The organism is Nocardia terpenica (genome assembly GCF_013186535.1).
In the GTDB taxonomy this organism is placed as follows: domain Bacteria; phylum Actinomycetota; class Actinomycetes; order Mycobacteriales; family Mycobacteriaceae; genus Nocardia; species Nocardia terpenica.
In genome coordinates this window covers 670,423-693,761 of record NZ_JABMCZ010000004.1, presented here as the reverse complement: position 1 = coordinate 693,761, position 23,339 = coordinate 670,423, and the positions used below count along the sequence as shown (strand labels likewise).

Here is a 23,339-nt window from a genome sequence, read left to right as displayed (position 1 = left end):
GGCAGTGGGAGGGTTTGCGGCGGGGGCGGGCGGCGGTGGATCGTGCGGCGGAGGCGGCGGGTCGGGATCCGGGTTCGGTGGCGACGGTGGTGCGGGTGAATGTGGCGCGGGGGACGGAGGTCGACCGGATCGTGGCCGCGGTCGAGAAGGCCGCCGCCGCGACCGGTTTCGATGATTTCTTCGTGGATTTGATGTATGTGGTGGATTCGGTGGACGAGGTGCTGGAGACGGCGGGGCGGGTGCTGGATCGGTTGCGGTGAGGTGGGCGCGGGCCAGGTTCCAGTGGCGGACCCGGTCGTTTGCTCGCTCCGCGTTGTTCGCCGGGTGACCGTACAATCTGGTCGCCGAGCCCGCACCGCAGGAGGGGACAGTGACCGCGGATACCCATCCATTCGACCGGTTCGTCGCGTTGGGCGACAGTCAGACCGAAGGTATCGGCGATCCGGACGGCAATGGCGGGCATCGGGGGTGGGCGGACCGGTTCGCCGCTCTGCTCGCGGCCGCCAATCCCGGTCTGCGGTATGCGAATCTGGCCGTGCGGGGGCGTCGGGCCGCGCAGATCCGCAGCGAGCAGTTGGGTCCGGCGCTGGCGCAGCGGCCGGATCTGGCGGCGGTGGTGGCGGGGATGAACGATCTGATCCGGCCGCGGTTCGATCAGGCGGCGGTGCTGGCCGATATCGATGCCATGCTGGCGGCGTTGACCGCGGCCGGGGCGCGGGTGGTGACGTTCACCTTTCCCGATATCGGCGGGGTGGCGCCGATCGTGCGGCCGCTGTCGGCGCGGGTGCGGGCGATGAATGCGCGCATGCGGGAGCTGGCGCGGCGGCCCGGGGTGGTGCTCGTGGATTTCGAGCCGGTCACCGCCGCCACCGATCGGCGGTTGTGGGCCGAGGATCGGTTGCATCTCAATCCGCTCGGGCATGATCTGGTGGCGCGCGCGGTCGCCGAGACGCTGGGCCTGCCGGGGGCGGACGGGGCGTGGCGGCAGCCGTTGCCGCCGTTTCGCCGCACGGTCGCTGAGCTCGTCGGCGGGGAGCTGCGGTGGGCGGCATTGCATATGGCGCCGTGGATCGGCCGCCGATTGCGTGGCGTGTCGTCGGGGGCCGACATCACCGCGAAACGGCCTGGGCTGCTGCCAATTCTCGACTAGGGGCGCGGGGTCGCTGGTGTTGTGTGCACCGCGGCGATCGGGATCTCCCGCGCCCACCACACCCACGACGGCGAGCGCTTCCTGCGCCGTGGCTACAACTACGACGACGCCCCCGCCCCCGGCGCCACCTCCGACTCGGGCCTGCTGTTCGCCGCCTACCAGCGCGACATCACCACCCAATTCCTGCCGGTCCAGCGGCGCCTCGCCGACTTCGACGCCCTCAATGTGTGGACGACCGCCCATCGGGTCGGCGGTCTTCGCGATCCCGCCGGGAGTGCCGGGGCCCGGGGGGTATCTGGGGCAGACCTTGTTCGAGAGCTGACCGGGTCAGCGTGTGGTGGCGTCAGCCCAGTGAGGCGCTGGCCGTGCGCAATTCGTCCAGGGCCGCCAGCAGGTATTCGGCGAGTTCGTCCTCGGTGTCGCGGTCGCTGTCGGACCATTCGGCGTAGCCGCGTTTGAAGGCGAGGACGCCCAGTTCGCTGGCGAGTGCCGCGGTCGGGCCGGGGACGCCGCGGGCGGCCAGGGCGGTCGTCATCGCGGCGGCGAGGCTGACGATTTTGAGGGCGTCGCGTTCCTGAAGTTCGGTGCTGGAGGCGACGGCCGCCTTCAGGCGCGGGGCCAGCTCGCGATTCATCGGGCCCATCGCGGTCGCGGCGCGTCGCAGACCGGCGGCGACCGCCTCGAGCGGGCTGGCGCCCTCGGGCGCCTCGGCGATGCCCTCGCTCAGCAGTCGGCTCAGCGTCTCCTGCCCGGCGACCAGCAGTTCGCGCTTGTCCGGAAAGTGCCGGAAGAAGGTGCTTTTGGTGACCCCGGCGCGCTCGGCGATCTGCGCCACCGTCGTCGCGTCGTATCCCTGCTCGGTGAACAGATCGACCGCCGCCACGACGAGGCGTTCCCGCGCCCCCGGTTCCCATCGACTCATACCCGTCATCATAAGTGATGGGACTGTTGTCCCGTCGATCTGGTAGCGTGTGACGGGACAAGAGTCCCATCATTGACAGGAGAGGTCCATGCACGTCTTTGTCACCGGCGCCACCGGTCTGATCGGGTCCGCCGTCGTCGCCGAACTCCTCGGCAACGGCCACACCGTCCTCGCCCTCACCCGCTCCGACGCCTCCGCCCGCGCCGCCGCGGCGGCCGGCGCCGAGCCGCTGCGCGGAGCCCTCGCCGATCTCGATGTCGTGCGCGCCGGCGCGGCCCGCGCCGACGGCGTGATCCACCTGGCCTTCGCCAACGACTTCAGCAGCCCCGACGCCCTCGCCCGAGCCGTCGCCGAGGAAACCGCCGCCCTCACCACCCTCGGCGAGGAACTGCTCGGCAGCGACCGGCCCCTGGTCACCGTCGCCGGGACGCCCGCCGTGCCGGGCCGGGCCTCCACCGAGGCCGACCCGCTGCCCGGCGACGGTCCGGTCGGCGGCCGCGGGCGCACGGTCACCGCGACCCTCGGCCTGGCCGCGCGCGGCGTCCGAACCTCGGCCGTGCGCCTGCCGCGCACCGTGCACAATCAGGGCAGCGGCGGATTCGCCGGTGTGCTGACCACTTTCGCCCGCCGGATCGGGGTATCGGGCTATCCCGGCGACGGCACCCAGCGCTGGCCCGCCGTGCACGCGCTCGACGCGGCGGTCCTGTTCCGCCTCGCCCTCGAAAAGGCCGACGCCGGAACCTCCTGGCACGCCGTGGCCGACGAGGGCGACCCGGTCCGCGATATCGCCGCGGTCATCGGCCGACGCCTGGGCCTGCCGGTCGAGCCCGTCGCCGAGGACACCTACGGCCCCCTCGGCCCGATCTTCGCCACCGACCAGCCCTCCTCCAGCACCCACACCCGCCGAGCACTCGGCTGGGAACCCCAGCACCCCAACCTTCTCGAGGACCTGGAAAACATCCAGCCCTGACCAGGAACAAGCCCGCCGATACCGGACCACTACTCACCGAACACGATCCGCTGCCGATTATTTGAACGTTCGATCCAGTTAAGGTAGCGTCTCCCCCATGGGCAGAACGAAGGAATTCGATCCGGACACCGCGTTGCGCGCGGCCATGGATCTGTTCTGGCGCAAGGGGTATGAGGCCACCTCCATGCAGGACCTCGTCGACCATCTCGGCCTCGGCCGCGGCAGCATCTACGGCGCGTTCGGCGGCAAGCACGAGCTCTACCTCGCCGCCGTCGAACGCTACGTCGACGACTCCCGCATCGGGCTGCTCGAGCGCGTCTCCACCCCCGACTCCGCCCTCGACGCGGTGCGCGAGCTCGTCCGCTGGTACCTGCGCACCGCGCTGGCCGACGCCGAGGCCAAGGGCTGTTTGATGATGAACACCGCCGTCGAACTACCCGCCGACGAGGACGCCGCCCGCCTGGTAGCCGCCGGTTTCGACACCATGGAAACCGTGCTCACCAGCGCCCTGCTGCGCGCCCGCGCGCACGGCGAACTCCCCGGCGACCGCGACCCGGCGGCGCTGGCCCGCTTCCTGGTCACCTTCCTGCAGGGCGTGCGCGTGATCGGGAAAACCGCACTGCGCCGACGCTTCCTCGACGACGCCGTCGACCAGGCCCTCCGCCTGCTCGCCTGACCCTGTCCGGCCGCCCTCGCGCGGCCCTGCCCCCTGCCTTGATTCTGGATCGTTCATTCAAATAAAGGAGTGTTTCATGACGACCGCCGTGCCGACCGACGCCGAGCTGGCCGCCTCGCTGCCGGGCGAATTCACCAGCGCGCACACCGAGGTCAACGGCATCCGCCTGCACCACGTCACCGGCGGCAGCGGCGAGCCGCTGATCCTGCTCGGCGGCTGGCCCCAAACCTGGTGGCAGTTCCGCAAAGTGCTGCCCCCGCTGGCCCGCCACTATCGGGTCACCGCCGTCGACCTGCGCGGCATGGGCGGTTCCGATATGCCCGCCGACGGCTACGACAAGAAGACGATGGCCCGCGACATCCACGACCTCATCGCGCGGCTCGGATACGAGTCGGCGTATGTCGCCGGGCACGACATCGGCGCGGGCGTGGGCTACCACCTCGCCGCCACCTTCCCCGCCTCGGTGCGCAAACTCGTCACCATCGATCACGGCGTCCCCGACCCGTCGTGGCTGACCGTCCCCATGCTGCCCGCCACCGACGACCAGGCCGCCGCCCTCGCCGACGGCCGCGGCTCCTACGTGTGGTGGTTCGCGTTCAACCAGCTGCGCGGACTCCCGGAACACCTGCTGGCCGGGCGTTTCCGGCTGGTGATCGACTGGCTCTACAACCACATGCTCGACGTCCCCGACGCCGTCGACGACCAGGCCCGCGCCGTCTACGCCCACGCCTACGAACGCCCCGGCGCCGTCGCCGCCGGTAACCGCTGGTACCAGACCTTCCGCCGCGACATCGCCGACCTCGCCACCTACACCCCGCCCACCACCCCCATCCTGACCCTCACCGGCGAACACTCCTACGACGTGCTGCGCGCGGAAATGGCCGACAAGGGCACCGACGTCCGCGTCGTCGCCATCGAGGGCAGCGGCCACTACGTCCCCGAGGAACAACCCGACCGCATGGTCGCCGAACTCCTCGCCTTCTTCGCCGACACCCCGGCCCTCCCCGACCCGGCCGCCGCGCACTGAATCATCCCGGCGGCCGGGCATTCCCCGCACATTCGCCAGGAATGCTCGGCCGCCCTGCACGATTCGAGCCACCGCGACCACGGCGTGAACAGTCGCCGTACAGCGTGTGGCCCAGCCTTTCCCGGCGGCCGCGATGCCGTACGCTGACGCTGAGTATGAGCAGGATCGCAGCACGGCGGGCAGTCGCGTGCCTCGTCGTCGCCGGTACGACGCTGGGCGCGGTCTGCTGCGGACGGCAGACCGCCCCGGCGGCGGGACCGCCCACGATCGAGGTGGCCGAAAACGCCTGCGGCACCGGCTGGCACGATCCGCACTCCGGCGAGCAGACCCTGGTATTCCGCAATACCGGCAGCCAGCCCACCACCGCCGACCTCGTGGACGTGACCACCGGGGCGATCTACGCCGAGGTGAACAACCTCGCCTCCAACACCACCCGCAGCATCCGGGTCCGGCTCGGCGGCGGCCGGTTCGCGGTGCGCTGCGCCATGGAGAACTCCGACAACGCGATCATCACCGGACCCGTGGTGACGCTCGCGGGCCCGCCCGCCGGACCGGCCGTCCTCCCGGTCACCGCCGCCGACCTCTACGACCCCGACCGCCGCTACACCGACTACGTCACCGCCGGACTGGCCCGCCTGGCCACCGACACCGACACACTGCACGCCGAGATCACCACCGGCGACCGCGCCGCCGCCCGCACCGCATGGCTGACCGCCCACCTCGACTACGCGCGGCTGGGCGCGGCCTACGGCGCCTTCGGCGACCCCCGCGGTCCACGGCCTGACCCCGGACCTGCTGGCGCACAACCCGAATCTGTTCAACCCGCAGCGGCTCACCCCCGCCCAGGCCATGACCTGCGACCAGGACCACTCCTACAGGGCCGAGCAGGAAGCCTACGACAACGGGAAGATGGACCAGTTCGTCCAGAAGACCCAGAAGGGCGACTGCACGGGCGAATACGGCCCCAACGGCATCGTCATGGACTACTACGACGGCAACACCGTCACCGCGCTGTGGAACTACGCCCAGCACTACGCGTTGAACGACAACTCCTTCGGCACCACCTTCGGCCCGTCCACCCCGGGCGCGCTCGAGGTCACCGCCGCACAAACCTACGGCGCCAAGGCCATCGACGCCAAGACCGGCAACGCCGTCACCGACCCCAACCTGGTGGCCGCCCCCGGCCCCGACGGCGTCGGCAGCCTCATCGACGACGCCGACCCCGCCTACGACGACTGCTCCGACAAGAGCCACACCACCACCGACAACCTGATCTCCATGACCGGCCGCAGCATCGGCGACGCGCTGGGCGACAAGAACATCAGCTGGGGCTGGTTCCAGGGCGGTTTCACCCCCACCGGCAAGAACGCCGCCGGGTACGCGGTGTGCGGCAGCAGCCACCCCAACCTGGGCGGCCAAACCCAGACCGACTACAACCCGCACCACGAACCGTTCCAGTACTAGAAATCCACCGCCAATCCCCACCACCTGCCGCCGAATTCGCTCGACGAGGTCGGCCACGGCGGCCCCGCCAACCACCAGTACGACCTGTCGTGGTTCTCTCGGGCCGCCGCCGCCGGGAAACTGCCCGCGGTCAGCTACCTCAAGGCCGCCAACTACCAGGACGGGCACGCGGGCTACTCCGACCCCATCGACGAACAGCACTTCGTCGTCGACACCATCGACAAGCTCGAGCAGTCCCCGGACTGGAAGTCCACCGCCGTCGTGCTCGCCTACGACGACTCCGACGGCTGGTACGACCACGTCGCGGGCCCGGTGATCAACGGCTCCCACACCCCCTCCGACGTCTACCCCGGCTGCGCCACCACACCCGCCCTCGGCGGCCACGAGGGCCGCTGCGGCACCGGACCGCGCCTGCCGCTGCTGGTCGTCTCCCCCTACGCCAGAACCAATTTCGTCGACCACACCCGCACCGACGAGACCTCGGTGGTGAAGTTCATCGAACAGAACTGGTCGCTGCCCGCCCTCGGCAACGGCTCCTCCGAAACCACCGCGGGCGACATGACCGGCATGTTCGACTTCCAGCACCCCCAGTCCACCACCCTGCTCCTCGAGCCCGACGGCTCCGAGAAGCACTGAGCGCGTTTACGCCTCGCCCAGCGCTCGGCGGATGTCGAGCAGGTGGTGGCGCAGTTCGTGCAGGGTGTGCTGCGCGACCCAGCGCAGGGAACGCTCGGCGCGCTGCGGGTAGGAATAGATCAGCGTGCGATCCCAGTCCTCGGCGGGCAGCCGCTCGAGGACCTGGGTGAACAGCAGTGTGGCGTCCTGTAATTGGCGGGCGACCGCCGTCGGCTGCTGCGCGGCGTAGCCGTCGTGGTCGACGCGCTCGTCGCGGCCCATGGGCTCGGCCACCGGCCGGTCCATCCGCCGCGCCGCGAGCACCCGCTCACGCTGCACCAGCAACATATCCCGGACATGGCAGGCGTACTCCAGCGCAGACCACGTCTGCGGGGCCGGGCGGCGGCGCAACACCCGCGGGTCGGTGTGCAGCAGGTCGGCGTAGTCGACCGCGTACTCCTGGGCGAGGGCCGCGACCCGCTCGGCCGCGGCCAGATCATAGGTGAAACCGCATTCGGCGCAACAAGACACGCCCTCACGCTACTTGGTGAAGTACCAGTCCTCCGGAGCCCGCGCGGTCTGCACCGCCGGGAACGACACGCCGCCGAGGTTCTTGGCCACCACCTCCATATAGGTGCGCAGCGGCATATTGATCTGCCCGGGCAGCGTCCGGGCCGCGTACTCCTCGTAGGCGGCGAAGGCGGACCTGTCGTCGGAATGCAGTGTGGCATTGATCAACTCGGTGAGCTTGGGATCGCTGTAGTTGCCGATATTCTCACTCGCCCCCGGCAGCAGCAGCTGCTCACCGGTGGGCACCGCGTCGTACTGCTGATAACCGAAGAAACCGATCTGCCAGTCACACGCCGGACCCGAACCCTTGCAGTTGCTCACATCGTCCATCACCGTGTTGAACTCCTGACCCTTCAGGTCCAACACGATGCCCGCCTGCGCCGCATCCGATTTCCACTGCTGCACCATCCGGCCGTAAGTCGGGTTGCCCGTGGAATATTCGAGCGTGAACTGCAACCGGGTGCCCGCGGCCACACCCGCGCCGCACTGGGTGTCCGCGGTGCCCGGGGCGGTGCAGGTCATGACGCCGTTCTGCGCGGTCCAGCCGTGCCCGGTCAGCAGCGCCTTCGCCTTCTCCCGGTCGAACGGGTACGGGCCCGCACCGCGCTCGGCGTCGGTCAGATACGGATTGTCCGGCCGATTCGGCACCGGACCGGTGGTGACCGCGCCGTAACCGCGCATGGCGGAGTTCACGTCGGTCTCCTGATCCAGCGTCAGCTGCAACGCCTGGCGGATGTAGAGCTGGTGGAACGTGGCGCCGAACGTCGGATTGTCCATATTCAGGATCGACGTGCTCCAGCCCCAGCCGTAGGCGGGCACCAGATTGTAGTTGGCCTGCAACGGATTGGTGCTCGGCAGCGCCTGCGACGCCTTCTTCTCCGGCAGATTCGTCGCCTGCACCCCGCCCACCGACACCGTGGTTCCCGAACGCAGCGTATTGAATTCGGCGTCGGTGCTGGTGAACGGCTCCATCCGGTAATGCGCCAGATGCGGCTTGTCCGGGCCGCTGTAGGCCGGGTTCGGATCGAACGCGATATGCCCTTGCGCGTCGAAATTCGTCAGATGCCACGGGCCGTCGACCACCTGCCACAGCGGATCGGTGGCATAGGTCGACAGATTCTTGCTCTTGTCGTACAGATACCGGTACACCGCATCGCATCGGGACTGATTCTCGGTGCAGCCACCGCTGCCCGGCGCCGCCGCATCCGAGGTCTTGTCCCACGCCATCGGCAGCGGCGTGATCTGCGCCAGCTCCACCCCGGTGAACCAGGTCGGCGAATAACTGCCGTCCAGGGTGAACGTGACCTGCTGCGGACCGGTCTCGGTCACCGCCTTCACATTGTCCGGGAACTTCCCCACCACGTACTTGGCGAAATTCTGCTTCTCCGCGGTCAGCATGTGCATCCAGAACAGCACGCTCTTCGCGTTCACCGGCTCACCGTTCGACCACCTGTACGGCTTGAGATCGACGGTGACGGTGGAGTTGTTGTCGCTGTACTTCGGCGGGGCGGCCAGGCTCTTGGTCTCGTTCACCCCCGTGCCGCCCGAGCTGTCGCCGAACCAGTACAGCGGGCGATACATCAGCCACTGCAGATCACCGGTGGCGTACCCGCTGTTGTGCGCCGCGTCGTAGACCGGGAAGATCCAATTCGGTTGCGCGCCGGGAGTTTCGGCGAACACCGCGGTCCCGCCGGGCTGCGGGGTCCCACCCGAGGTCGTGGACCCGGAACCGCAGCCGGTCAGTATCGACGCCGCCGCCAGCACCGCGCCCGCGGCGGCCACCAGTCTTGTCACCCTCATCCCCGGACATCCTTCTCTCTAGGGGTACATTCGGCCGCCGACGCCCCGGACTCGGCCAGCGGGAAATGGCAGGCGGCCCGGTGGCCGTCGCCGCCGAACACCCGCATCGGCGGCTCCTCGTGCGCGCAGATCTCCTGCGCCAGCGGGCATCTGGTGCGGAACCGGCACCCCGACGGCGGTGTGCGCGCCGACGGCAACTCGCCGGTGATCACCGCCGCCCGGCCACGCCCGGCCCACGGATCGGCGACCGGGACGGTGTCGATCAGGCCGCGGGTGTAAGGGTGGCGCGGGCTGCGATACACCTCGGCGGCCGGGCCGGTCTCCACCAGCTTGCCCAGATACATCACCCCGATCCGGGTGGACAGATACCGCACCACCGACAGGTCGTGGGAGATGAACACATACGTCAGGCCGTGGCGGCGGCGCAGATCGCTCATCAGATTCAGAATCTGCGCCTGAATCGACACATCCAGCGCCGACACCGGCTCGTCGGCGACGATCAACGTCGGTGCCGACGCCAGCGCCCGCGCCAACGCGATCCGCTGCCGCTGCCCCCCGGAGAACTCGTGCGGATACCGCTGCGCCGCCGCCGCGGGCAACCCGACCTCCCCCAGCAGCTCCCGCACCCGCGCCGCCCGCCCCGCACGCGTACCGACACCGTGAATCACGATCGGCTCGGCCACGATCGCCCCCACCCGCATCCGCGGATCCAACGACGAATACGTATCCTGAAACACCAGATGCGTATCCTGCCGCCGCTGCCGTAACGCCTTCCCCCGCAACGACATCAACTCCGCACCCCCGATCCGCACACTACCCCCCGACGGCGTCTCCAACCCCACGATGCACCGCCCCACCGTTGTCTTCCCACTCCCCGACTCCCCCACCAACCCGAACGTCTCCCCCGCGGCCACCGAAAAACTCACATCAGCAACCGCCGACACCGCCCCCACAGTGCGCCGCAAAACCGCCCCCGCGGTAACCGGGAAGTCCTTCACCAAATGCTCCACCCGCAGCAGCGGCTCCCCCACCACCTCCCGCCCCACCGCACCGCGCTCCCGCACGGAGACAAGCCGTCTCACCGAACCGACAGCACGCCCACCCACTGCCCCGGCGCCATCCCCCTGCGTCACGTCCGCATCATGGTCTTCCAGAACACCGGTGCCATGCCCCTCCACGGCCTCGGCATCACCGGTCTCCGCCACGGCGGCGCCCACCTCCCACAGCGCAGCGACGTTGGGCCCCATCACAATTGCGGCATCGCGCCCCTCCGCTATTGCGGCGTCGCGCCCCGCCACCGTTCCGGCATCGTGCCCCTCCGTCATTCCGGCACTGCGCCCCTCCATCGTTCCGGCGTGCTCGAGGCCGGAATCGAGCGCGCCCGGGGCGCCGACCGGGTGGAAGCACGCATAGTCGTGCCCCGGCACGTCGCTGCGCACGGGCGGGTCCTCGGTGCGGCATCGGTCGGTCGCGTAGCGGCAGCGGGGGGCGAAGCGGCAGGAGGTCGGCGGGTCGATCAGGTCCGGTGGCAGGCCGGGGATGCTGTACAGCGTGTCGCCGGAGTCGGCGGAATTCTCCGGCAGCGCGTCGAACAGGGCCTCGGTGTAGGGGTGGCGCGGGTTGGCGAACAGCGATCGGGTGTCGGTGAGTTCGGCGATGCGGCCCGCGTACATGACCGCCACCCGGTCGGCGCGCCCGGCGACCACCCCCAAATCGTGGGTGACCAGGATGACCGCCATGCCGACCCGGGTGCGCAACTCGTCGATGAGCTCCAGGATCTGGTGCTGGATGGTCACATCCAGGGCGGTGGTCGGTTCGTCGGCGATCAGCAGATCCGGCTCGCACACCAGCGCGCGGGCGATCATCACCCGCTGGCGCATGCCGCCCGACAGCTGATGCGGGAAATCGCCCAGCCGCTCGGCCGCGCGCGGCAGACCCACCAGATCCAGCACCTCGATCACCCGCGCACGCCGGGCCGCCGCCGACAGCTCCGCGTGCAACACCAGCGGCTCGCCGACCTGCCTGCCGATCGGGATGGTCGGATTCAGCGAGGTCAGCGGATCCTGGAACACCATGCCGATCCGGCCGCCGCGCACCCGCCGCAACTGCGGCTCCGGCAACCGCGCGAGGTCCTGCCCGCCGAGCAGGACACGGCCCGACGCGATCCGCCCGCCCGCGGGCAGCAGCCGCAGGATCGACAGCGCCGTCATGGTCTTACCGCAACCGGATTCGCCGACCAGGCCCAGCAATTCGCCCCGATGCACGTGCAGGGTCACGCCGTCGACCGCGCGCACGACACCGTCGCGGACATCGATGGTGGTGTGCAGATCGTCCACCCGCAGCACGGGCGGCCGCGTCGCGTCGGTCATGTCAGCGCCTCCGCAGCCGAACCTCGAGCGCATCGCGCAACGCATCGCCCAGGAAATTGAATCCGACGACCACCAGCATGATCGCCACACCCGGCGGCAGGATCATCCACCAGTACCCGTTCTGCACGAAATCCGTTGCGTTGGACAGCATATTGCCCCAATCCGCGTGCGGGGGCGCGATCCCCAACCCCAGATAACTCAGCGCGGCGACCAGCAGAATCGCGTCCGCCACCTGAAAGGTCGCGTTCACCACGATGGTGCCGATCGCATTGGGCATGATGTGGCGCAGCACAACCCGGCGATTACCGCCGCCCATCATCGTCACCGCCTGCACGTATTCCCTGGTACGCAACGACAGGGTCTCCCCGCGCACCAGCCGCGCCGGCGTCAGCCAGGCGGCGAAGGACACCACCACGATGAGCAGGCCCACCGACGCGGTGAAAATCGACGCCAGGATCAGCAGCAGAAACAGCGTCGGAATCGCCAGCAGGGTGTCGACCACCCGCATCATCGCCGCATCCACGATGCCGCCGACATATCCGGCGACCGCGCCCCACAGCGTCCCGAACACGGTCGCGATAATCGCCGCGGCCACCCCGATCTCGAGCGACGCCTGCCCGCCCACCATCAACCGACCCAGCTCGTCGTAGCCGACATCGTCGGTGCCCAGCGGATGCGCGCCACCGGGCGGCTGATTCGCATTCGCGAGATCGGTGCCGATCTGATCGGTGTGATACAGCAGCGGCCCCAGAAAGCAGAGCAGCAGGAAGGACACGACCAGCGCGACACCGGCCACGGCGAGCTTGTTCTCCAGCAGGGCGCGCACGGTGGCGCGGAATCCGGCACGCGCCCGGACGCTGTGATCGGTCATCAATACGTCACTCTCGGATCGAGCACCGCGTAACCGATATCGGCGAGCAGCGACCCCACGACCGTCGCGACCGCGACCATCAGGCCGATACCCAGCAGAATCGGATAATCGTGCACCTGCGCCCCCTGGACGAAGACGAACCCCATCCCGGGATAGTTGAACACCTGCTCGGTGATCAGCGCGCCCGCGAACAACTGCGGCAGCGTGATCCCCAACAGCGTGACCACCGGAATCAGCGAATTGCGCAGCACATGCCGCAGCAGCACCCGCCCGTCGCCGGCGCCACCGGCCAGCGCGGTGCGCACATAATCCTGACTCAGGTTCTCCATCACCGACGACCGCACATACCGGCTGAACGAGGCCACGGTGATCAACGCCAGCGTCGCCACCGGCAACACCAGGCTCGACGCCTGCCCGAACACCGCCCCCAGCGTGTCCCCGTTCGGCCCGACCGGCGAAAACCAGTGCAGCTGAATGGCGAACAACAAAATCAGCAACTCACCGAGAAAGAAGCTCGGCATGGCATAGAACGCGAACGACAACGCCGTCACCGCGTAATCGCCCAGCGTATTACGCTTGCGCGCCTGATAGATCCCGATCGGCACCGCCAGCACCAACGCCACCGTCGTCGACAACGCCATCAACACGATCGTCTTGGGCAGATGCTCATCGATCACATCCAGCACCGGCTGATTCAACTTGTAGGAATACCCCAGATCCCCGTGCAACACCCCGCCCGCCCACCGCAGAAACTGCACCACCACCGGCTTGTCGTACCCGTTCTGCCGGGTAAACGTCTCGATCTGCTCCGCGGTCGCCTTCGGCCCCAGAATCGCCCGCGCCGGCCCACCCGGCAACAGCTGCAACAACACGAACGTCACCACCGCCACCAGCACAACCACCACCACCGACTGCAGTACCCGCCGCAGCAGATACCCGGTCACGGTCGCCTCCCCCCGACGGCACCCGCACCGCCCCGCACACTCACCACCCACACCCTCCCGAACCCGACCAACCGCCCAGCCGTCCTCATGCCGGAATGCTAACCAGGCCACATGCCCCCGTCCACCCCAGAATCCTTGTGCGCCAAACCCTTTACCCAGGCCGTATCAACCGAAATCCACCACACCCGACCGGTCAGTTCAGATCGATGCGGACAGTGAGCAGATCGGTGCCGAGCATGCGGACATTCCAGCTACCGACCCCGCGACAACGGAACTGCTCACCGCCTTCGCCCGCGACCGCCGCACCACCCTGCATCGCATCCTCGACCGCGCTCGCACCCGCGGCGAACTCCCCGCCGACGCCGACCTGGAACTGCTCGCCGACCAGATCTACGGCGTCCTCTGGTACCGGCTCGCGGTATCCCGCACCCCCCTGGACGCGAAAACCGCCGCGCGCCTGATCGATTCGATGGGTTTCTAACAGGACTCGGCAAACATGGGCCACCGATCGTCGGTGACGAGCGAAATGTCGTAGTGCCCAGCCGAACCGCGACCCGGCGTGGCCCACTGGCAGGCGACCGCTCCCGCGATTGCGTGCTGGCGTCCCGTCCACTCGGCGATCCACACCGCGTAGGTCAGGCCCTTGCAGGCCGCGCGGACGGCGGGCCAGGTAGATCTGTTGCAGTAGATGGTCGGTCGCGCCAGACCGGCCGCATGCCGCTTCCGGATCCAGCCCGGGGCCTGAGCCGGAGTGCTGTCGCCCGGCTCGACATCGAGGACGTGACCGTCGTCGGTATGCGGGCTGACCGCGATGCGCACTTTGATCGCATGCGGGAACCGACCCCAATCAGCCTGCGACCAACGGAATTTCCCGTCGACATACCCCGCCACCATGGCGGCATGCGCCGGAATATCTTTCGCCGTAACGGAATCGTACATAGTCCGCGCCATTGCGTTTCCCCATCTGCACCGTCGGCGATCAGCGGGCCACCCGAACACATCGAGAGAGCCCGCCCGCCCCGCTCGTATCATTTGCGACCAGTATGATTTCGCCAAGTGCCGCACGGGAATACAGCACATTGCGATTAGGGATCGACATCGCGCGGAGAGCCGCCCTCGACCGCCGCCACCAGACAGCGAAGAATACGCGCCCACCCCAGATCGTATGCGCCGCCGGTATATCCGCCCGGTAGCGTGCATGCCGCCGCCAGCTCGTCATCGGTGAGTCTGTCCCAACCACGGTGTTCGACAGTGACTCTGGTCAGGGCGGGAGCGAGTTCGGTGAACGACAATTCGACCTCGGTGGGGGTCGAGGTCATGGTCCAGGTGAGGGTGAACCGGTGGGGCGGATCCCAGAAAAGCACTCGGCCCCAGTCGAATTCGGTGCCATCCGATCGGATTTCGTAGACACGGCCGCTCGCGAACCGGTCGAAACGGACCTCACGGACCCGGTCGCGGCCCGCGGAATACGGGACCAGGGGCCACCAGGCGCCCAGGGTGCGGACGAAGGTGTCGAAAGTGTGTGAGCGGGTGCTGCGCACCAGCACCGACTGGCGGACAGGGGGACGGCGCAGATTGGTGACGGTCTCGTCCGCGCTCACGCGGGCCTGCCCAGGTAGCGCAGCAGCCGGGTCTGCGGGTCGGCCTGGGCCGGTGCTGCCAGGGCCGGGCCGAACATCTCCGGCGGGCGCGCCGCGTCCATATGCGTATCCGCCCAGCGTTGCGCGTACTCGACCGCATCCGGATCCAGCCGGACCCGCACGCCGATCGCCTGGCCCAGATCCCAGGCGTGCGTGAGGAAGTCGACGGTCAATGCCGCCACGATGTCACCCACCCGCATCGGCCCGCGCGTGCGGGTGGACACGACGACGGCGAGACTGTCCGGAGTCAGGGTCCGCGCGCAGGCCGCTCGTGCCCGCTCCCAGTCGGCCACCGGGTCCGCGCCGAGATAGTCGCCGGGACGCAGCGCGCCGGGCGCTCCGACCCGATTCTCGAAATCCGAACCGCCGCACCATGTTCGGACCAAGTCCAGGCCCCAGATCACATGCCCGGCGATATCGCGCACCGTCCACCGCGTACACGGCGTCGGATTGCCCCATTGGTCGGCGGCGACCTCGGTCAGCACCCGCGCGAACTGATCCTGGCTGTGTGTATACCACTGCATCGGCTACCCCACTGCTCCGTGCTTCTCCTCGTCGATGCCGCGCTCGGCCTCCACCAGACCGCGGGCGGTGTCCAGCGACGCCGACCACATCTCGTCCAAGGCGTGGCGCAACTCATCCAAACCTTGTGCGCGAGCACGGTACAGGCGGCGGGTGCCCGCGCGGCGCTCGGTGAGCAGGCCCGCGTTCTTGAGCACCGTCAGATGCTGGCTGACCGCCGTCCTGGTCACCTCGAACGCCGCGGCGATCTCGCCCGCGGCCAGTTCGTCGCGGGCGACCAGGCGCAGGATCGCCCGCCGCCGCGGTTCGGCCAGGGCGCGCAGGACGTCGTCGGTGCGCACATCGTCCGGCATGCTCCTCCGTTCGCTCTCACTAACGTTAGCAACCACTGACATAATTGGGAAGGGTCTCGCCCACCCCGGAGGCGACGTACGATTTCGCTTGTGACCAGCACACCCGCCGCCGACCAGCAGTTGCGTGAGCTCGCGCGATTACGCCGGGTCCGCGACCGGATCGATCGGGAGTACGCGCAGCCGCTGGATGTCGAGGCGCTCGCGCGCGATGCGCACATGTCGGCGGGGCATCTGAGCCGCCGGTTCCGGCTCGCCTACGGCGAATCGCCCTACGCCTATCTGATGACCCGCCGCATCGAGCGGGCCATGGCCCTGCTGCGCCGGGGCGATCTCAGCGTCACCGAGGTCTGTTTCGCCGTCGGGTGCTCGTCGCTGGGCACCTTCAGCACCCGGTTCACCGAGCTGGTCGGGGTGCCGCCGAGTGTCTACCGCCGCGAGGCCGCCCGCGAGACCGAGGGCATGCCGTCGTGCGTGGCCAAACAGGTCACCAGACCGATCAGGAATCGAGAAGCGCAGGCAACCTCGCCGCAATTAGCCTGATCGACATGGACATCACCATTGCTTCCAGCTTCCTCCCGCAGACCGATCCCGACGCCGCGAAGACCTTCTACCGCGACGTCCTCGGCTTCGAAATCCGCAACGACGTCGGCTACAACGGCATGCACTGGATCACGGTCGGCCCGCCCGGACAGCCCGGCACCGCCATCGTCCTCTACCCGCCGCAGGCCACCCCCGGGCTCACCGACGACGAACGCCGCGCCATCGCCGAAATGATGGCCAAGGGAACTTTCGGCAACATCCTGCTGGCCACCAAGGACGTCGACGGCACCTTCGAACGATTGCAGGCCAACGACGCCGAGGTGGTCCAGGAACCCACCGACCAGCCCTACGGCGTCCGCGACTGCGCCTTCCGCGATCCGGCGGGCAACCTGCTGCGCATCCAGCAGGTGAGCTGATCCCGGCCAAAAGCACGCCGGGATAACGAACCCCAGCACGCCGCGATCATGAACCCCAGCACGCCGGGATGACGACCCAAGCACACCGGGATCATGAACCCCAGCACGCCGGATAACGACCGCCAGCACGCCGGGATCATGAACGCCAGCACACCGGGATGACGACCGCCAATATGCCGGGATGACGATCGGAGCATGCCGGGATGACGAACGCGGCCGTCGCGACCACAACGGCGGCCGCACGACCGCATACCCGGCAAAGGCGCACCACCGCACGCACAACACACGGAGGCACGATGACCAAGGCTGCCAGGAAAAGCGCGCCCCCGGCTGCTCGGGCGGGCGCGGACAGTCATGAACTGATTCGCGTGCAGGGCGCGCGGGAGAACAATTTGAAGGACGCCAGCGTCGAGATTCCCAAGCGGCGGCTGACGGTGTTCACCGGGGTGTCCGGGTCGGGGAAGAGCTCGCTGGTGTTCGACACCATTGCCGCGGAGTCCCAGCGGCTGATCAACGAGACCTACAGCGCCTTCGTGCAGGGCTTCATGCCGACGCTGGCGCGGCCCGAGGTCGACGTGCTCGAGGGGCTGACCACCGCGATCATCGTCGATCAGCAGCGCCTGGGCGCCGACCCGCGCTCCACGGTCGGCACCGTCACCGACGCCGACGCGATGCTGCGAATCCTGTTCAGCCGCCTGGCGAAACCGCATATCGGCTCCCCCAAGGCATTCTCGTTCAATGTGGCCTCGATGAGCGGCGCGGGCGCGGTCACGGTCGAGCGCGGCGGCCGGACCGTGCGCGAGCGGCGCAGTTTCAGCGTGACCGGCGGCATGTGCCCGCGCTGCGAGGGCCGCGGCGCGGTCAACGACATCGACCTGACCCAGCTCTACGACGACACCAAATCGCTGCGCGAGGGCCCGTTCACCATTCCCGGCTACAGCATGGACGGCTGGTTCGGCCGCATCTTCATCGGCTCCGGATTCTTCGACCCGGACAAGCCGATCAATAGATACACCAAGCGCGAGCTCGACGACCTGCTCTACAAGGAACCCACCAAGATCAAGGTGGAGGGCATCAACCTCACCTACGAGGGCCTGATCCCGCGCATCCGGAAATCCATGCTGTCCAAGGACGTCGACTCGATGCAGCCGCACATCCGCGCGTTCGTGGAGCGGGCGGTGACCTTCACCGTCTGCCCCGACTGCGGCGGCACCCGGCTCAGCGAACTGGCCCGCTCCGCCAAGATCAAGGGCACCAGCATCGCCGACGCCTGCGCCATGCAGATCACCGACCTCGCCGCCTGGGTGAGCGGGCTGAAGGAACCGTCGGTCGCGCCGCTGTTGACCTCGCTGCGGCACACCCTCGACTCGTTCGTGGAGATCGGGCTGGGCTACCTGTCGCTGGACCGGCCCTCGGGCACACTGTCGGGCGGAGAAGCACAGCGCGTCAAGATGATTCGCCACCTCGGCTCCTCGCTCACCGACGTCAGCTACGTCTTCGACGAACCCACCGCGGGCCTGCACCCGCACGACATCCAGCGAATGAACGGCCTGCTGCTGCGGCTGCGCGACAAGGGCAACACGGTGCTGGTCGTGGAGCACAAGCCGGAGACCATCGCCATCGCCGACCACGTCGTCGACCTCGGCCCCGGCGCGGGCGCGGCGGGCGGCACCGTCTGCTTCGAGGGCACCGTCGACGAGCTGCGCCGCAGCGGCACCGTCACCGGACGCCACTTCGACGACCGCGCCGCACTCAAGAAGACGGTGCGTAAACCCAAGGGCGCGTTGAAGATTCGCGGTGCGTCCACGCACAATCTGCGCAGGGTGAACGTCGACATCCCGCTCGGGGTGCTGGTCGCGGTGACCGGTGTCGCCGGGTCCGGCAAGAGTTCGCTCGTGCACGGCTCCCTGCCCCCGGGCGCGGACGTGGTGTCGGTCGACCAGGGCGCGATCCGCGGGTCGCGGCGCAGCAATCCGGCCACCTACACCGGGCTGCTGGATCCGATCCGCAAGGCATTCGCGAAGGCCAACGGCGTGAAACCGGCACTGTTCAGCGCGAATTCCGAAGGCGCGTGCCCGAACTGCAACGGCGCGGGCGTCGTCTACACCGATCTGGCCATGCTGGCCGGGGTCGCCACCACCTGCGAGGAATGCGAGGGCAAGCGGTACCAGGCGGCGGTGCTGGACTATCACCTCGGCGGCCGCGACATCAGCGAGGTGCTCGCCATGCCGGTCACCGAGGCCGAAACGTTCTTCGGCACCGGCGAAGCGCGCACCCCGGCCGCCCACGCCATCCTCCAACGGCTCGCCGACGTCGGGCTCGGCTATCTCACCATCGGCCAGCCGCTCACCACGCTGTCCGGCGGCGAGCGGCAGCGGCTCAAGCTGGCCACCCACATGGCCGACAAGGGCGGCACCTACATCCTCGACGAGCCGACCACCGGCCTGCACCTCGCCGATGTCGAACAGCTGCTGGGCCTGTTGGACCGGCTCGTCGACTCCGGCAAGTCGGTCATCGTGGTCGAGCATCACCAGGCGGTGATGGCGCACGCCGACTGGATCATCGACCTCGGCCCCGGCGCCGGGCACGACGGCGGCACCATCGTCTTCGAAGGAACACCCGCCGATCTGGTCGCCGCCCGCTCGACCCTCACCGGCGAGCACCTGGCCGACTACGTGGGCGCCTGATCGGCCGCGATCCGGTCGAGCCAGTCCCCCATCAGGGCCTTCTCGTTACCGGTGAGCGCGTCGAGCGCGGGCAGCGCGGCCCGCAGCGCGACCGCGGCGGCGATCGGGGCCGGTGCGGGCCCGAGCGGTTCGTCGGTGGTGATCGCCGCGATCACCGCCTCCCGCGCGGTCACCGACAGCGCCGGGTCGCGGTCGGGCTCGGGGGTGGCGATCAGGCTCAGCGTGGTACCCGATCCGGCGGCGTGCACGAGGGCGGCGGCCAGGGACTCGGGGACCCGCAGGCGGCCCGCCTGCGCCGTGCGCCGGATCCGCGCGGCCAGTATCTCGAACGCGGCGGCGCCGGCCGGGGACGCCAGCGCCCGGGGCCGGTGATACATGAGCAGGTAGAGGGCGGGGTCGGCGAGTCCGAGTTCGACGTGCTGATCCCAGCCGCGGCGCAGTTCCTCCACCGGGTCGGCGGCGGGCGGCAGCGCGGTCTTGCTGGCCAGGTAGTCCCGAAAGCCTTGGGCCGCAACGGCATCGAGCAGGCTGTCCTTGTCGCCGAAGAACCGGTAGATGGTCGGCGGCTGCACGCCCGCCGCGGCGCTCACCGCGCGCGTGGAGATCGCCTCCTGCCCGCCCTGCGCCAGCAGTCGCCGCGCCGCGGCCAGGATGCGGGTGCGCGGGGAATCGGCGTCGCCGTCGGTCTCGGATCCCATTTCTCGACGATAACATCGCGCTGTTACCGCCGATAATACCGGTGTTATCAAGATCAATTTTCATCGATACCCCGAGCTGGCCGCCGCTGACCAGCGGCGTTGCCGTGCGGCCGAGATACCGGGAATATCGAATGTGAATCGAAGGTGAACCGCATCAACGACGCTGCCGGGTCGCTACCGGAAAGGATCGAAGCAATGACAGGCACCGTGGTTGATGTCCCGATCGCTCCCCTGCAGATCGCGCAGCCCCTCGGACCGCGATCCGCCGGCACGGGCATGGCGGCGAAATGGCAGGCCGCCAAGACGGTTCTGGTGACCCGGGTCGTCGGCCCGCGGCAGCTGATGACCGTGCCCCGGCTGGTCGTTCCGGTCGGCGACAGCCAGCTCGCGTTCCGGGTGTCCTCGCACTCCCCCGAGGCCGATCAGCTCGACCGCGACGGCCGCGTGCTGGTGCAGGCCGGTGACTGGCGCGGCAACCCCGCCCTCGGCTCGCATCAGCATCAGGGCCAGGCCCAGCTGGTCACCGGCGGCACCCTGCTGCCGTATGTGCAGGCCGAGATCGACGCCAAGTATCGCTGGCGAATTCCCATGGCGCGCTTCGCCCATCGCCTCGCCCGCGGCGCGGCCCCCTACGGCGACGTCATCGTCCTGGTGACCGTCCAGGAGCCCAGCCCGATCCCGCTGCCGCCCGCCTAGATCGGCCGGAAACGCAGCGGGGCCTCGCCGTACTCCTCGAGGGTGTGCGCGATCCAGCCGATGGTGCGGGCCACCGCGAAGATCGCCTCCCCGGCGTCGGGCCGCATGGCGAACGCGTGCATCAGAACGGCAAGGGCCAGATCCACATTCGGTACGGCGGTCGCGGGCTTGCCCACCCTCGCGGTGATGACATCGATCGCCGCCAGCGCGGGCGCGGCCCCGGGCACCGCGCGCAGCAGGCGCAGCAGCAGCTCGGCGCGGTGATCGCGGTCGCGGTAGATCAGATGCCCGAAGCCGGGCAGTGGCCCGCCCAACCGCAGCCGCTCCGAGACCGCGCCGACCGGATCGGCGATGGCCTCGGCCAGGAAACGATACGCGACAGTGCTTGCCGCGCCGTGGTATTGGCTGTCGAGCGCGCCCAGGCCCGCGGACACCACGCCGTAGGGATGCACCCGCGCGCTGGCCGCCACCCGCGCGGCCACCGTCGACACCGCCAGCCCGTGATCGGCGAGCAGCACCAGCACCGCATCCAGCAGATCGGCGTGGGTGGGCGCGGCGGTCAGGCTCGGCCACAGTCGCCGCGCCAGCGTGGCCTCGGTCACCGAATCCGGTGCCAGACAGCTCGTTTCGACGGCGAGCAGGACCCGCGCCGTGCGCAGCACGCCCTCGGTCGACAGGTCGAAGCGCAGCGGATCGCTCGCCGCGGCCACGGTCACCGCGACCCGCATGCGGTCGGTGAGCCGGGCGCCGTCCCCGAGCGCGCCGACCGCGGCGCGCACCGCGGTGAGCACCTCCGGCGGGGCGCCGGGCCGCTGCGGCGCCGGTTCGCCGGTCCACAGCAGGCCCGCCACCGATTCGGCCGAATACCGTCCCACCAGGTCGGCCACCTCGTGCCCGCGGTAGTACAGCCGGTCGGCGGCCACGTGCGAGACCGCCGTCGAGGTGCCCTCCACGGTCCCGCCGCCGCTGTGTGCGCGGCGCTGCCGCCGGGCGAGCTTCGCCACCTCGTCCTCGCGAAACAGGCTGCCGCGCCGGTCGTTCGACGCGACCTTGGTGAGCAGCCCGCGGCTGACGTAGGCGTACACGGTCGCCGGTTTGATATCCAGGCGGCTCGCGACCTGCGCGGTCGTCAGGTAACGCGCGTCACCTTTCTCGCCTGCCACCTGCGCCTCCCGTCTCATATTGACTTGATCAATATTGACTCTACTGGACCGCGATTGCACAGTGCAGTCAAGGAGGTTCGGATATGACGATCAACGGCCACGAACTCATCGATGTCCCCGCGGGCTTGCGCCACGTGGCGGCGGCCGAGACCCGCTTGGGCGATGTGCGCGGGAACGAAGGGTTCTATCACTACCGGCAGTACTCGGCGATCGATCTCGCGACGACGCGCAGCTTCGAGGAGGTGTGGTTCCTGCTGTTCGAAGGCCGCCTGCCGAACCGGTCGGAACTGGCGGAATTCACCGATACCATTGCACCGCTGCGTGTTCTGCCGACCGAACTGCTCCCCGTGCTGTCGGCCGCCGCCACCGCCGGACGCGAATTCCGGCCGATGATCGCGCTGCGCACCGCCCTATCGATGCTGGCGTCGGTGCGTGATCTGCAACCCCTGTGGGATGCCGATCCCGACACCCGTAAGGCCGACGCGCTGCTGATCTGCGCGGTGACGCCGACCATTCTCGCGGCCCTGCACCGGCTCCGCCGCGGCGCGGATCCGATTGCGCCGCACCCGGATCTGTCGACCGCCGCGAACTGGCTGCACATGCTGGGCGGCACGCGGCCGAGCCCGCGGTCGGTGCGGGCGATCGAGCAGTACCTCATCGCCACCATCGACCACGGGTTCAATCCCTCCACCTTCACCGCCCGCGTCGTCGCCTCCGCCGGAGCCGATGTCGCCTCGGCCATCGTGGCCGCCATCGGCGCGTTCTCCGGCCCGCTGCACGGCGGCGCCCCCGACCGGGCCCTCGACGGCCTGGACGAGATCGGCGGCATCGACCGCGTCGACGACTGGGTCCGCGCCAAGATCCGCGACGGCGACCGCGTCATGGGCTTCGGCCACGCCGTCTACCGCACCGACGACCCGCGCTCGAACCTGTTGCGCGCCATCGCCGTCGACCTCGGCGGCGACCTGGTCGAGTTCGCCACCACGGTCGAACGCCGCGTGGTCGACGTGCTCGCCGAACTCAAACCGGGCCGCGAACTGTACGCCAACGTCGAGTTCTACGCCGGAGTGGTCATGGAGCTGTGCGGCATCCCCCGCCCCATGTTCACCCCCACCTTCGCCGTCAGCCGAGTCGTCGGCTGGACCGCCAACATCCTCGAACAAACCGAATCCACCAGAATCATCCGCCCGTCCGCCCGCTACATCGGCCCCACCGCACCCCAACCCGTCCCGCCACGCGAGTGACG

At 69.3% G+C, this 23,339-nt stretch carries 25 protein-coding genes and 3 pseudogenes; 15 read left to right on the top strand and 13 right to left on the bottom strand.

Annotated elements, in window-relative coordinates; all coding sequences use genetic code 11:
• From HPY32_RS35885 to HPY32_RS35875, 3 genes and pseudogenes are all read left to right on the top strand, one after another.
• Positions 1–260 (top strand): annotated as a pseudogene (locus HPY32_RS35885) (hypothetical protein); the annotation flags it as partial.
• 110 nt (positions 261–370) lie between these two features.
• The gene (locus HPY32_RS35880) at positions 371–1,150 is read left to right on the top strand and encodes an SGNH/GDSL hydrolase family protein (protein ID WP_067588979.1); all 780 of its coding nucleotides are present in this window, start codon (positions 371–373) and stop codon (positions 1,148–1,150) included.
• Positions 1,151–1,192: 42 nt separating this feature from the next.
• Positions 1,193–1,472: pseudogene (locus tag HPY32_RS35875) on the top strand (Dyp-type peroxidase); the annotation flags it as partial.
• A gap of 21 nt (positions 1,473–1,493) precedes the next feature.
• Here the strand turns inward: HPY32_RS35875 and HPY32_RS35870 are convergent.
• On the bottom strand, positions 1,494–2,072 hold the full coding sequence (locus HPY32_RS35870; protein ID WP_067595898.1) for a TetR/AcrR family transcriptional regulator: 579 nt from the start codon (positions 2,070–2,072) through the stop codon (positions 1,494–1,496).
• 88 nt (positions 2,073–2,160) lie between these two features.
• On the opposite strand from HPY32_RS35870, the gene HPY32_RS35865 reads away from it, so the two are divergent.
• The 3 genes from HPY32_RS35865 (at position 2,161) to HPY32_RS35855 (ending at position 4,745) form a co-directional block, all read left to right on the top strand.
• Positions 2,161–3,042, top strand: coding sequence for an SDR family oxidoreductase (locus HPY32_RS35865; RefSeq protein ID WP_067588981.1), 882 nt, complete (start codon positions 2,161–2,163; stop codon positions 3,040–3,042).
• Between the two features lie 97 nt (positions 3,043–3,139).
• Complete coding sequence (locus tag HPY32_RS35860; protein WP_067588983.1) at positions 3,140–3,718, top strand: TetR/AcrR family transcriptional regulator; 579 nt, start codon at positions 3,140–3,142, stop codon at positions 3,716–3,718.
• Positions 3,719–3,794: 76 nt separating this feature from the next.
• Positions 3,795–4,745, top strand: a complete 951-nt coding sequence (locus HPY32_RS35855) for an alpha/beta fold hydrolase (RefSeq protein ID WP_067588985.1) — start codon at positions 3,795–3,797, stop codon at positions 4,743–4,745.
• A gap of 397 nt (positions 4,746–5,142) precedes the next feature.
• Here HPY32_RS35855 and HPY32_RS45195 read toward each other — a convergent pair whose 3' ends face one another.
• A complete protein-coding gene (locus HPY32_RS45195; protein ID WP_231951665.1) occupies positions 5,143–5,316 on the bottom strand; it encodes a hypothetical protein in 174 nt (57 codons plus the stop codon).
• Here HPY32_RS45195 and HPY32_RS46665 point away from each other — a divergent pair.
• The 3 genes and pseudogenes from HPY32_RS46665 to HPY32_RS44140 form a co-directional block, all read left to right on the top strand.
• A pseudogene (locus HPY32_RS46665) lies at positions 5,267–5,470 on the top strand (imelysin family protein); the annotation flags it as partial. The gene HPY32_RS45195 and the pseudogene HPY32_RS46665 overlap by 50 nt on opposite strands.
• A 55-nt stretch (positions 5,471–5,525) precedes the next feature.
• The gene (locus tag HPY32_RS44145) at positions 5,526–6,209 is read left to right on the top strand and encodes an alkaline phosphatase family protein (RefSeq protein WP_216676698.1); all 684 of its coding nucleotides are present in this window, start codon (positions 5,526–5,528) and stop codon (positions 6,207–6,209) included.
• Between the two features lie 24 nt (positions 6,210–6,233).
• Positions 6,234–6,845, top strand: coding sequence for an alkaline phosphatase family protein (locus HPY32_RS44140; protein WP_216676697.1), 612 nt, complete (start codon positions 6,234–6,236; stop codon positions 6,843–6,845).
• A 6-nt stretch (positions 6,846–6,851) separates the two neighbouring features.
• Here the strand turns inward: HPY32_RS44140 and HPY32_RS35840 are convergent, their stop codons facing one another.
• The 5 genes from HPY32_RS35840 to HPY32_RS35815 are packed head-to-tail and all read right to left on the bottom strand — an operon-like array spanning position 6,852 to position 13,378.
• Positions 6,852–7,355 (bottom strand): DinB family protein, encoded by a 504-nt coding sequence (locus HPY32_RS35840; protein WP_082871466.1) that lies wholly within the window; start codon positions 7,353–7,355, stop codon positions 6,852–6,854.
• 9 nt (positions 7,356–7,364) lie between these two features.
• The gene (locus HPY32_RS35835; protein ID WP_082871467.1) at positions 7,365–9,194 is read right to left on the bottom strand and encodes an ABC transporter substrate-binding protein; all 1,830 of its coding nucleotides are present in this window, start codon (positions 9,192–9,194) and stop codon (positions 7,365–7,367) included.
• Positions 9,191–11,563 (bottom strand): ABC transporter ATP-binding protein, encoded by a 2,373-nt coding sequence (locus tag HPY32_RS44135; RefSeq protein ID WP_216676638.1) that lies wholly within the window; start codon positions 11,561–11,563, stop codon positions 9,191–9,193. The genes HPY32_RS35835 and HPY32_RS44135 overlap by 4 nt, the downstream gene beginning before the upstream one ends.
• Before the next feature lies 1 nt (position 11,564).
• The gene (locus HPY32_RS35820; RefSeq protein WP_067588993.1) at positions 11,565–12,434 is read right to left on the bottom strand and encodes an ABC transporter permease; all 870 of its coding nucleotides are present in this window, start codon (positions 12,432–12,434) and stop codon (positions 11,565–11,567) included.
• Complete coding sequence (locus HPY32_RS35815; protein WP_067588995.1) at positions 12,434–13,378, bottom strand: ABC transporter permease; 945 nt, start codon at positions 13,376–13,378, stop codon at positions 12,434–12,436. The genes HPY32_RS35820 and HPY32_RS35815 overlap by 1 nt, the downstream gene beginning before the upstream one ends.
• Here HPY32_RS35815 and HPY32_RS46660 point away from each other — a divergent pair.
• Entirely contained in the window at positions 13,266–13,859 is a 594-nt protein-coding gene (locus HPY32_RS46660) for a TetR-like C-terminal domain-containing protein (RefSeq protein WP_156674848.1), read from the top strand. The genes HPY32_RS35815 and HPY32_RS46660 overlap by 113 nt on opposite strands.
• Here the strand turns inward: HPY32_RS46660 and HPY32_RS35805 are convergent.
• The 4 genes from HPY32_RS35805 to HPY32_RS35790 all read right to left on the bottom strand — a co-directional run bounded on the left by HPY32_RS35805 (position 13,856) and on the right by HPY32_RS35790 (position 15,893).
• Positions 13,856–14,317 carry a glycoside hydrolase family 25 domain-containing protein gene (locus tag HPY32_RS35805; protein ID WP_067588999.1) on the bottom strand — a complete coding sequence of 154 codons (462 nt, stop codon included), beginning with the start codon at positions 14,315–14,317 and terminating at the stop codon, positions 13,856–13,858. The genes HPY32_RS46660 and HPY32_RS35805 overlap by 4 nt on opposite strands.
• Positions 14,318–14,463: 146 nt before the next feature.
• A complete protein-coding gene (locus tag HPY32_RS35800; protein ID WP_067589001.1) occupies positions 14,464–14,979 on the bottom strand; it encodes an SRPBCC domain-containing protein in 516 nt (171 codons plus the stop codon).
• On the bottom strand, positions 14,976–15,542 hold the full coding sequence (locus HPY32_RS45185) for a TIGR03086 family metal-binding protein (protein ID WP_067589002.1): 567 nt from the start codon (positions 15,540–15,542) through the stop codon (positions 14,976–14,978). The genes HPY32_RS35800 and HPY32_RS45185 overlap by 4 nt, the downstream gene beginning before the upstream one ends.
• Positions 15,543–15,545: 3 nt before the next feature.
• Complete coding sequence (locus HPY32_RS35790; protein ID WP_067589004.1) at positions 15,546–15,893, bottom strand: ArsR/SmtB family transcription factor; 348 nt, start codon at positions 15,891–15,893, stop codon at positions 15,546–15,548.
• A 90-nt stretch (positions 15,894–15,983) separates the two neighbouring features.
• Between HPY32_RS35790 and HPY32_RS35785 the strand changes: the two genes are divergently transcribed.
• The 3 genes from HPY32_RS35785 (at position 15,984) to HPY32_RS35775 (ending at position 19,536) form a co-directional block, all read left to right on the top strand.
• On the top strand, positions 15,984–16,433 hold the full coding sequence (locus HPY32_RS35785) for a helix-turn-helix transcriptional regulator (RefSeq protein ID WP_067589006.1): 450 nt from the start codon (positions 15,984–15,986) through the stop codon (positions 16,431–16,433).
• A 5-nt stretch (positions 16,434–16,438) separates the two neighbouring features.
• Positions 16,439–16,849 carry a VOC family protein gene (locus HPY32_RS35780; protein WP_067589008.1) on the top strand — a complete coding sequence of 137 codons (411 nt, stop codon included), beginning with the start codon at positions 16,439–16,441 and terminating at the stop codon, positions 16,847–16,849.
• Between the two features lie 296 nt (positions 16,850–17,145).
• Positions 17,146–19,536, top strand: a complete 2,391-nt coding sequence (locus tag HPY32_RS35775; protein ID WP_067589010.1) for an ATP-binding cassette domain-containing protein — start codon at positions 17,146–17,148, stop codon at positions 19,534–19,536.
• Here HPY32_RS35775 and HPY32_RS35770 read toward each other — a convergent pair.
• On the bottom strand, positions 19,521–20,234 hold the full coding sequence (locus HPY32_RS35770; protein WP_067589012.1) for a TetR/AcrR family transcriptional regulator: 714 nt from the start codon (positions 20,232–20,234) through the stop codon (positions 19,521–19,523). The genes HPY32_RS35775 and HPY32_RS35770 overlap by 16 nt on opposite strands.
• A 195-nt stretch (positions 20,235–20,429) precedes the next feature.
• Between HPY32_RS35770 and HPY32_RS35765 the strand changes: the two genes are divergently transcribed.
• Positions 20,430–20,930 carry a hypothetical protein gene (locus HPY32_RS35765; protein ID WP_067589014.1) on the top strand — a complete coding sequence of 167 codons (501 nt, stop codon included), beginning with the start codon at positions 20,430–20,432 and terminating at the stop codon, positions 20,928–20,930.
• Here HPY32_RS35765 and HPY32_RS35760 read toward each other — a convergent pair.
• Positions 20,927–22,093 carry a citrate synthase gene (locus HPY32_RS35760; RefSeq protein WP_231951666.1) on the bottom strand — a complete coding sequence of 389 codons (1,167 nt, stop codon included), beginning with the start codon at positions 22,091–22,093 and terminating at the stop codon, positions 20,927–20,929. The genes HPY32_RS35765 and HPY32_RS35760 overlap by 4 nt on opposite strands.
• A gap of 83 nt (positions 22,094–22,176) precedes the next feature.
• On the opposite strand from HPY32_RS35760, the gene HPY32_RS35755 reads away from it, so the two are divergent.
• Complete coding sequence (locus HPY32_RS35755; protein ID WP_067589019.1) at positions 22,177–23,337, top strand: citrate/2-methylcitrate synthase; 1,161 nt, start codon at positions 22,177–22,179, stop codon at positions 23,335–23,337.
• Positions 23,338–23,339 lie beyond the last annotated feature (2 nt).

Bases quoted from the DNA above. Each gene is read 5' to 3' on its own strand.
- HPY32_RS35805 (WP_067588999.1), bottom strand. From the start codon at position 14,317: ATGTACGATTCCGTTACGGCGAAAGATATTCCGGCGCATGCCGCCATG.
- HPY32_RS35770 (WP_067589012.1), bottom strand. From the start codon at position 20,234: ATGGGATCCGAGACCGACGGCGACGCCGATTCCCCGCGCACCCGCATC.
- HPY32_RS44135 (WP_216676638.1), bottom strand. From the start codon at position 11,563: ATGACCGACGCGACGCGGCCGCCCGTGCTGCGGGTGGACGATCTGCAC.
- HPY32_RS35860 (WP_067588983.1), top strand. From the start codon at position 3,140: ATGGGCAGAACGAAGGAATTCGATCCGGACACCGCGTTGCGCGCGGCC.
- HPY32_RS35775 (WP_067589010.1), top strand. From the start codon at position 17,146: ATGACCAAGGCTGCCAGGAAAAGCGCGCCCCCGGCTGCTCGGGCGGGC.
- HPY32_RS35870 (WP_067595898.1), bottom strand. From the start codon at position 2,072: ATGAGTCGATGGGAACCGGGGGCGCGGGAACGCCTCGTCGTGGCGGCG.
- HPY32_RS35765 (WP_067589014.1), top strand. From the start codon at position 20,430: ATGACAGGCACCGTGGTTGATGTCCCGATCGCTCCCCTGCAGATCGCG.
- HPY32_RS35865 (WP_067588981.1), top strand. From the start codon at position 2,161: ATGCACGTCTTTGTCACCGGCGCCACCGGTCTGATCGGGTCCGCCGTC.
- HPY32_RS45185 (WP_067589002.1), bottom strand. From the start codon at position 15,542: ATGCAGTGGTATACACACAGCCAGGATCAGTTCGCGCGGGTGCTGACC.
- HPY32_RS35820 (WP_067588993.1), bottom strand. From the start codon at position 12,434: ATGACCGATCACAGCGTCCGGGCGCGTGCCGGATTCCGCGCCACCGTG.
- HPY32_RS35790 (WP_067589004.1), bottom strand. From the start codon at position 15,893: ATGCCGGACGATGTGCGCACCGACGACGTCCTGCGCGCCCTGGCCGAA.
- HPY32_RS35780 (WP_067589008.1), top strand. From the start codon at position 16,439: ATGGACATCACCATTGCTTCCAGCTTCCTCCCGCAGACCGATCCCGAC.
- HPY32_RS35755 (WP_067589019.1), top strand. From the start codon at position 22,177: ATGACGATCAACGGCCACGAACTCATCGATGTCCCCGCGGGCTTGCGC.
- HPY32_RS35835 (WP_082871467.1), bottom strand. From the start codon at position 9,194: ATGAGGGTGACAAGACTGGTGGCCGCCGCGGGCGCGGTGCTGGCGGCG.
- HPY32_RS35855 (WP_067588985.1), top strand. From the start codon at position 3,795: ATGACGACCGCCGTGCCGACCGACGCCGAGCTGGCCGCCTCGCTGCCG.